This window comes from Pseudomonas sp. GXM4 (assembly GCF_008923895.1).
Lineage (GTDB): Bacteria > Pseudomonadota > Gammaproteobacteria > Pseudomonadales > Pseudomonadaceae > Aquipseudomonas > Aquipseudomonas atacamensis.
In genome coordinates, this window is record NZ_WBRZ01000251.1 from 1 (window position 1) to 7,924 (window position 7,924).

The 7,924-nt window shown below is 60.2% G+C and carries 5 protein-coding genes and 1 tRNA gene; 5 read left to right on the top strand and 1 reads right to left on the bottom strand.

The genetic code is table 11. The features are described 5' to 3' along the window. Nucleotides 1-285 precede the first annotated feature (285 nt). The 4 genes from F8N49_RS22660 to F8N49_RS22675 are packed head-to-tail and all read left to right on the top strand — an operon-like array spanning nucleotide 286 to nucleotide 5,860. Nucleotides 286-3,117, top strand: coding sequence for a xanthine dehydrogenase family protein molybdopterin-binding subunit (locus tag F8N49_RS22660; RefSeq protein ID WP_151552687.1), 2,832 nt, complete (start codon nucleotides 286-288; stop codon nucleotides 3,115-3,117). Beyond that, nucleotides 3,110-3,649, top strand: coding sequence for a (2Fe-2S)-binding protein (locus F8N49_RS22665; protein ID WP_016773947.1), 540 nt, complete (start codon nucleotides 3,110-3,112; stop codon nucleotides 3,647-3,649). The genes F8N49_RS22660 and F8N49_RS22665 overlap by 8 nt, the downstream gene beginning before the upstream one ends. A gap of 2 nt (nucleotides 3,650-3,651) precedes the next feature. Next, complete coding sequence (locus tag F8N49_RS22670; protein WP_122747154.1) at nucleotides 3,652-4,887, top strand: cytochrome c; 1,236 nt, start codon at nucleotides 3,652-3,654, stop codon at nucleotides 4,885-4,887. A gap of 1 nt (nucleotide 4,888) precedes the next feature. Next, nucleotides 4,889-5,860 (top strand): XdhC family protein, encoded by a 972-nt coding sequence (locus F8N49_RS22675; protein ID WP_122747155.1) that lies wholly within the window; start codon nucleotides 4,889-4,891, stop codon nucleotides 5,858-5,860. A gap of 129 nt (nucleotides 5,861-5,989) precedes the next feature. On the opposite strand, the gene F8N49_RS22680 is transcribed toward F8N49_RS22675, so the two are convergent. Next, nucleotides 5,990-7,273, bottom strand: a complete 1,284-nt coding sequence (locus tag F8N49_RS22680) for an FAD-binding oxidoreductase (RefSeq protein ID WP_151552689.1) — start codon at nucleotides 7,271-7,273, stop codon at nucleotides 5,990-5,992. Nucleotides 7,274-7,456: 183 nt separating this feature from the next. On the opposite strand from F8N49_RS22680, the gene F8N49_RS22685 reads away from it, so the two are divergent. Next, nucleotides 7,457-7,533 (top strand) — tRNA-Val (locus F8N49_RS22685). The last annotated feature ends 391 nt before the right edge of the window (nucleotides 7,534-7,924 follow it).

Here is a 7,924-nt window from a genome sequence, read left to right on the forward strand (position 1 = left end):
AAAAAATCCAGATCAAAAGATCGCAGCCTCGTTTCACTCGACAGCTCCTACAAGAATCTCTGCAAGCCTACTGCGGTGCCACGTCGCATTGATTTTTTTGATTATTTAGTCAGGTTTTTGTAACTGGTTGTTTGCTGTGGGCGCAGAAACCTTTAAAGTTAACCTTTCGGTCAGCTTTGCACTGTCAACACAGCTCTTTGCTTCGCCAGAAAGAGCTTCTGCACGACTCGAGATCCCCAGTAGATAACCACAAGGGCGGACCTATAACCGCCCAGAGGATGATCCATGTCCAACCGTGAAATATCCCGGCGCTCGTTCCTCCAGGGCGGGCTGGTGGCGGGTGTGAGCGTTACGCTTACGCCGCTCAGCAGTCAGGCGCTGGCTGCCTTGATGGAAAACAGCGTCACCGTGCCGTCCGAGAAATGGCTCGGCAATAACGGCAAGGCGCGGCAACGCAACGATGCCTTGTCCAAGGTCTGCGGCAGCAAGGTGTTTGCCCGCGACATCCGCGCCAAGGACATGCCCGGCTGGCCTGAGCAACAGGGTCACGCCATGCTGCTGAAAACCATCAAGGCCGACCGCATCTACGCAGGCTACGACCTGTCGTGGCTCGGCGCTGATCTGCAGCCAGACCGCATCGTTACCGCTGCCGATCTGGACAAGGACGGTATCCACTTCCCCGAAGAGCACGCGCCTGATCCATTGCTGCCGGAAGGCAAAGTGCCGATGTTCATCGGTCACCCGGTAGCGATTCTGATCTGGAACGACTTCGAGCGTTTCCGTCAGGCCAAGAATCAACTCAAATTCAATGACGAAGCGATTCGTTACGGCGCCAAGGTGCCGTTCTACGAAGGCGATCCCTACGGCAGCTTCCGCTATGTGCGCGTCGGTGGCGCGACCTCGGCGGACGAAGACGAGTTCGCCAGCCTCAAGGATTCGATCCTGTTCCCGATGCTGAAGAACCGCCGTCCAGTGTGGAATGCATCGCCGAACCTGCATGGCAACCTTACCGAGCGCGGCCTGTTCTACGCCGACCGCATGAAGCAGGAAATCGACACGCCGCCAGACAACTGGCTGGTGTTCGATGAGCGCTACAAGACGCCGTCGATCGAACCGGCCGCCCTCGAGCCGGACAACGGCAACGGCTGGTACGACCCGAAAACCAAAACCCTGCATTTCGTCGTGGCGACGCAGTGCCCGCTGGAAGTCGCGACCGAGACCGCGAAGATGATCGGGCCGTCGCGTTTCGGCCTGGCCAACCTGAACATGCACCCGGGCTACACCGTCGGGTATGGCTCCAAAGACCACAACATTTTCGTCTACTACGCAGCCCTGGCCGCGCTGTACGGCGCCGGTGTGCCGGTGCGTCTGGCCAACGACCGCTACGAGCAGTTCCAGAGCGGCATCAAGCGTCACCCGTTCGACATCCGCTACCAGTTGGCCGTGGACAAGAACGACTACACCTTTAAGATTTTCCGCGCGGAAATGAGCGTCGATGGCGGCGGTCGGGTCAACTACAGCCCATCGGTGGCGGCGGTTGGCGCCACCGCAGCGCAGTCGATCTACTACATGCCGCAGAACGATCTGCAGGTCACCGCGTATCACTCGCGCGCGGTCGAGGCGGGTTCGATGCGCGGTTACGGCACTCTGCAAAGCATGGCGGCGACCGAAATGATGGTCGACGAGATCGCCAATCGCCTGGGTGTCGACGCCATCGATTTGCGCCGCAGGAATGCCCTGCGTTCCGGCATGAAAAACACCCAGGGCGCAATCCCGGCCGGTGCACTGCGCCTGCATGAAATCCTCGACAAGGCCTCGGTGCACGAAGTCTGGAAAAATCGCGACACGATCAAGCAGCAACGTGAAGCGGCAGACCCGGATAACTGGTACGGCGTCGGTTTCGCCATCTGCCAGAAAGACTTCGGCACCGGCTCCGAAGCGCCGATGGCCAGCATCGAATTCACTGCAGACGGGCGCATTACTCTGCGCCACATCGGTATCGAAATCGGCACCGGCATGTCCACTTCGCAAGCCTTGGTCGTCGCCGATTTCCTCGGCAGCCCGGCGCACGAGGTGAAGACCGGCGAAACCGAATGGCAGGAAATGCAGCTGATCACCAGCGGCAACCCTTACATCATGAGTCAGGCCGAGCAGGACAATCTGCTGCGCAACCCGCGCTGGGTCGGCAAGCTGGCGTCGGCGTCTTCGGCGACCAACTCCGCCTATTACTTCAGTCATGCCACCCGTGAAGCGGCGCGTGTGCTGTTCAACCACGGCTTGTGGCCGGCGGCGCTGGAGATCTGGCGTCAGGGTCCGTACGGCGGCCAAGCCAACCCTTACGTGGTGCGCCGCGAAGATGCGCATTGGGTCGATGGAAAGCTGACCGCCAACGGCATGCAACCGCTGAGTTTCGAGGAGCTGGCCAAGCGCGCCCACGAACGCGGTCTGGTGACGGGCGCTACGGTGCATGGTTTCAACCGCTGGAGCTGGGCCGAAGCCGAATACAGCATCGACGGCGTGCGCGAGCGCCTGCCGCTCGACGGTCTGGCAGTGAAATACGGCGATGGCGCGCCGCAAGCGAAGAAAGCGCAGATGAACAGCGCCGGCTTCCACTTGCTTGATCGGCAGAACGTCAACTACCCGGTAGTGCAGTTGAACAACGCTGCCGTGACCTATTACAGCCCGGTCGCCACGTTGGTCGAGCTGAAGGTCAACAAAGGCTCGGCGGAAGTCGAAGTACTCAACCACCATTCGTGGATCGAGTGCGGGCGCATGCTGGTTGAAGAGTTGGTCAAGGGCCAGCTCGAAGGTGGTATCGCCATGGGTATTGGTCATGCGCTGATGGAAGAGATGCCGCTGTACGAAGGCGGGCCGGGGGAGGGTGACTGGAACTTCAACCGTTACCGTCTGCCGATGGCCCGTCACGTAGCGGTGTGGAAGCAGACTGCGGAGATCCTGCCGCCGCTGTCGCCGAGCGATCCGTCCAAAGGCATCGCCGAAGTGGTGATGATCCCGATTGTCGGTGCCATCGGTAACGCCGTGGCGCACGCCATCGGGAAACGTGTTCGTGACTTGCCTATCACTGCTGCGCGCATCAAGGAGGCCCTCAATGGCTAACCGTCCGCTTCAACTGACCCTCAATGGTCAATCCGTCGGCCCGGTGGACATCCCTGATGACCTGCCGATGATCGACTACCTGCACGAATACAAAAACCTCACCGGCTCGCGGCTGGGCTGCGGTCAGGGGATCTGCCACGCCTGCGTGGTGATCGTCGATAACCCAGACGGTACCAGCGAAGAAGTGCGCACCTGCATCACCGGCGCGCACTACTTCGAGGGCAAGAAAGTCCGCACCATCGAAGGCCACGCCACTCGCGACGAGCAGGGTCAGGTCACCGAGCTCAATCCGATCCAGCAGCGCTTTGTCGACGAGTTCGCCTTCCAGTGCAGCTATTGCGCGCCAGGCTTCGTCAACGCCGCGACGGTGTTGGTCGAGAAGCTGCAGCGCCAGCCGATCGTCAAAAGTCAGCTGGAACAGGTGATCGAGGACAGCCTCGGCCATCACGTCTGCCGCTGCACCGGGTACGTGCGTTATTACAACGCCACGCGCAACGTGCTGACCGATCTTGGTCTGGTCAAGGAGGGTTGAGCATGAAGCATTTACTGACCCGCCTGACTTTTGCGGTCGGACTGGCTGCGCCGCTTATGGCGGCCCACGCCGACGATCAGGTCAAGCGCGGCGAATACCTCGCCCGCGCCGCCGACTGCATGGCTTGTCACACCGCACCCGGTGGCGCGCCCTATGCCGGCGGCCTGCCGATCGTCTCGCCATTCGGCACGATCTACGGCACCAACATCACCCCGAGCAAAGAGCACGGCATCGGTCTGTACAGCGATGATGAGTTCTTCGCTGCGTTGACCGAAGGCAAGCGGCGCGACGGTGCGAATCTGTATCCGGCGATGCCGTACACCTCGTATCACCTGATGCCGCGCGCCGATTCCGATGCGATTCACGCGTATCTGAAAACCATCGAGCCGATCGAACGCGCCGCGCCGGTGACCAGCCTGAGCTTTCCGTTCAATGTGCGTCTGGGCCTGACCGGCTGGAACATGCTCTACGGCAAAGACGTCAAGCTGGAACCGGCCGAAGGCAAAAGTGAGGCGTGGAAGCGCGGCCAGTACATGGTCGACGTTCTCGGTCACTGCGGCGAATGCCATACGCCACGCGGCCTGCCCGGCGCGATGCAAATGGACAAGCGCATGACCGGCGGCATCCTCAATGGTTATCTGGCGCCAAGCCTGCTGGCCACCGACCTGGCCGCGCGCGGCTGGAATCAGCAGGATCTGAGCACGTTTCTCAAGCACGGCATGAGCGCGCAAGGGACGATGTTCAACGAGATGTTCCCGGTGTTTCACAACAGCACTCAAGGTCTGAGCGATGCTGACCTGGCGGCAATGGCGACGTTCCTCCTTGGCGAGCAACCGCCACCAGCCAAAGAGCTCGTCGAAGTACCGCTGGACAAGCTCAGCGCGAGTGCCCAGCGCGGCCGTCAGGAATACCTGAACGTCTGCGCCGGTTGTCATGCGGCTGGCGGTGAAGGCAAGCCGCACATCGCCGTGGCCATGCGTGGCAACACCACGTTGCGCCTGGAAGATCCGCGCAACCTGTTGCGAGTGATCGAGGATGGTATCGGCGAACAGAAGTTTTCCGGGTTCGAGCACATGCAGCCGATGCCGGGTTTTGCTGAACAGCTCAGTCCTGAGCAATTGACCGATCTGCTCAACTATTTGCGTCAGGGTTGGGGCGGGCAGGGCGCTGAACTGGCGGTGAGCGAAGTGCAGAAGCTGCAAGCCGACGCGCCGAGCGTCGAGCACAAGGCCCACTGATATGCAGCATCTCGATCTGCAAGTGGTGCGTCGGGCGCTGGAATGGTCGGTGGCCGGGCAGCGAATCTGGCTGTGCACGGTGCTGACCACTTACGGCTCGGCACCGCGCGCGCCGGGTTCGCTGCTCGCGGTGAACGAAGGCGGGCAGTGGATCGGTTCGCTATCGGGCGGTTGCGTCGAGGAGGATTTCCTTGAGCGCGTCGCCGAAGGTGCGTTTCTCGAAGCGGTCAGCGTCGTGCGTTACGGCGAAGGCGATGATCCGCGCTCGCGGGTCAGTCTGCCTTGCGGCGGCATTCTTGATGTGCTGGTTGAGAAACTTGACGCCGACTGCGCGGTGCAGGCGCACCTGCGTGAACTGGAATCGGCGCTGCTGGGTCAGCGTCGTCTGCTTCGCGAAGTTGATCTGGCCAGCGGTGCGCGCACTCTGTTTGCTGATCGCGAGCAGGGCGCGCGGATCGAGCGTGAGATCGATCGGGTGCGCATTCGTGTCGGTGCAGCACAGCGCTTGTTGCTCGCTGGCTACTCCAGTGTGGCGCAGGCCTGTGCCGAGTTCGCGGTAGGGCTTGGCTTCGAAGTGATTCTCTGCGATCCGCGCGATGAAGTGCTTGAAGGCGTGGTGCTCAATAGCGTGGAAATCCGTCGACAGTTGCCTTCAGTGTTCATTGCCGATGGTGGCTGCCATCGCGACACGGCAGTGGTGGCACTGACCCATGATCCGCGCATCGACGATCTGGCGATGATGGAAGCGGTGCGCACCGAGGCGTTTTACATCGGTGTGATGGGATCGCAGCAGACATCGCAGAAACGCTTCGAGCGCTTACGCCGCATTGGTGGTTTGAGCGAGGCGGAGCTGGCGCGGATTCATGCGCCGATCGGCCTCAACCTCGGCAGCAAGACACCGGCGGAAATTGCGCTGGCTGTGCTGGCAGATATCCTGCGGATTCGCAGCGGCATCGCTCGGGATCAGCTCTGATCCTAAGCCTTGCTGAATCTACTGTGGCGAGGGGATTTATCCCCGTTGGACTGCGCAGCAGTCCCCTCCTGCTCAAGAGGGGGCGCTTCGCACCCCCAACGGGGATAAATCCCCTCGCCACAATGGTGTTTATAGGCCGTACTTATCGCGTAGCCCGTAATACCAGGCGCCCAGCGCGGCAAACGGTGTGCGCAGCAATTGCCCGCCGGGGAATGGATAGTGCGGCAGGTCGGCAAAGGCATCGAAGCGCTCGGCCTGACCGCGCAACGCTTCGGCGAGGACCTTGCCCGCCAGGTGCGTGTAGGTGACGCCGTGACCGCTGCAGCCCTGCGAATAATAGATGTTGTCGCCCAGGCGCCCGACCTGCGGCAAGCGCGAAAGGGTCAACAGGAAGTTGCCGGTCCAGGCGTAGTCAATCTTCACGTCCTTGAGTTGCGGGAAAGCCTTGAGCATCTTCGGGCGAATGATCGCTTCGATGTTCGCCGGATCGCGAGCGCCGTAAACCACGCCGCCACCGAAGATCAAGCGCTTGTCGGCGGTCAGGCGATAGTAGTCGAGCAGATAGTTGCAGTCCTCTACGCAGTAATCCTGCGGCAAAAGCGCATTCGCCAACTCATCGCCCAATGGCTCGGTGGTGATCACCTGAGTGCCGCACGGCATCGATTTGGCCGCCAGTTCCGGTACCAGATTACCGAGGTAGGCGTTGCCGGCGACGATGATGAACCTGGCCCTGACCTTGCCCTGCGGCGTATGCACAACCGGATTGGCGCCGCGCTCGATGCGCACGGCAGGTGATTGCTCATAGATGGTGCCGCCGAGAGACTCGACTGCCGCCGCTTCACCGAGCGCCAGATTCAGCGGATGGATGTGGCCGCCGCTCATATCGAGCATGCCACCGACGTACTGATCGCAGCCGACCACTTCGCGGATGCGGCGTTGATCCATCAGTTCCAGCTGGGTGTGGCCGAAGCGTTCCCACAGGCGCTTTTGCGATTCCAGGTGCCCCATCTGTTTGGCGGAAAGGGCGGCGAATACACCGCCGTCCTTCAGGTCGCACTGGATATTGTATCTGGCCACGCGCTCGCGAATGATCCGGCCGCCTTCAAAGGCCATTTCGCCGAGCAGTTGCGCCTGCTTGGGGCCGACCGTGCGTTCAATGACGTCGATGTCGCGGCTATAGCTGTTGACGATCTGCCCACCGTTTCGGCCCGAGGCGCCAAAACCGACTTTCGCCGCTTCCAGCACGGTTACGCGAAAACCGTTCTCCAACAGGAACAGGGCAGACGACAGCCCGGTATACCCGGCGCCGATCACACAGACGTCCGTCTCCACATCATCCTGCAGCACAGGGCGTGGTGGTACGGCATTGGCCGACGCAGCGTAATAAGACTCTGGGTATAGGGTGTTCGCCATCCTGCCGCCTCTGTTTAATATATTTTACGAGTGCGTCGATCCTACCCGAGTTGAAAAACCTCCGCCAGCCACCGGAAACTCTTCGTCGCTGAGGCGAAATTAAATATTTTGCATATTCATAGGGTTAGGTGAAAAAAAGGTGTTGACACCCCTCCGGAATTCCGTAGAATGCCGCCTCACAGCAGGCACGTAGCTCAGTTGGTTAGAGCACCACCTTGACATGGTGGGGGTCGTTGGTTCGAGTCCAATCGCGCCTACCAAACAAAATCCGCTCTGCTGGGCGGTCTAGAAGGGCTCACCGAAAGGTGGGCCCTTTTTTGTTGTCTGTGATTTGCGCAACGCTTGTTCCCGGTCCTTTCCGCTTCGCTCTGATCAGCTCTCCATTCATTACTGTTTGCGCAAAATGATCAAGCGCCATTTTGGTGCATTCTTCTTCCATTTCGTTGTTGAAAACACCTGAATATCCAAAGGCTTACAGCTCTTTCTCTCCAACCGGTTATCGAAAAAGCCTTGTTGCATGTTGGGAATTTAAGTAACATCCGTTCCGCGTTCACCACCACGGTTTATGCATTTTAAATCCCAAGCTTCCATCAGCTGCTTGGGATTTTTTTTGCCTGCGATTTGGCGTTTGGGCGCCTTTCCCTCCATCAC

What these genes read in the sequence shown, in the direction of transcription:
- F8N49_RS22660 (WP_151552687.1), top strand. Translation starts at nt 286, where the DNA reads ATGTCCAACCGTGAAATATCCCGGCGCTCGTTCCTCCAGGGCGGGCTG.
- F8N49_RS22665 (WP_016773947.1), top strand. Translation starts at nt 3,110, where the DNA reads ATGGCTAACCGTCCGCTTCAACTGACCCTCAATGGTCAATCCGTCGGC.
- F8N49_RS22670 (WP_122747154.1), top strand. Translation starts at nt 3,652, where the DNA reads ATGAAGCATTTACTGACCCGCCTGACTTTTGCGGTCGGACTGGCTGCG.
- F8N49_RS22675 (WP_122747155.1), top strand. Translation starts at nt 4,889, where the DNA reads ATGCAGCATCTCGATCTGCAAGTGGTGCGTCGGGCGCTGGAATGGTCG.
- F8N49_RS22680 (WP_151552689.1), bottom strand. Translation starts at nt 7,273, where the DNA reads ATGGCGAACACCCTATACCCAGAGTCTTATTACGCTGCGTCGGCCAAT.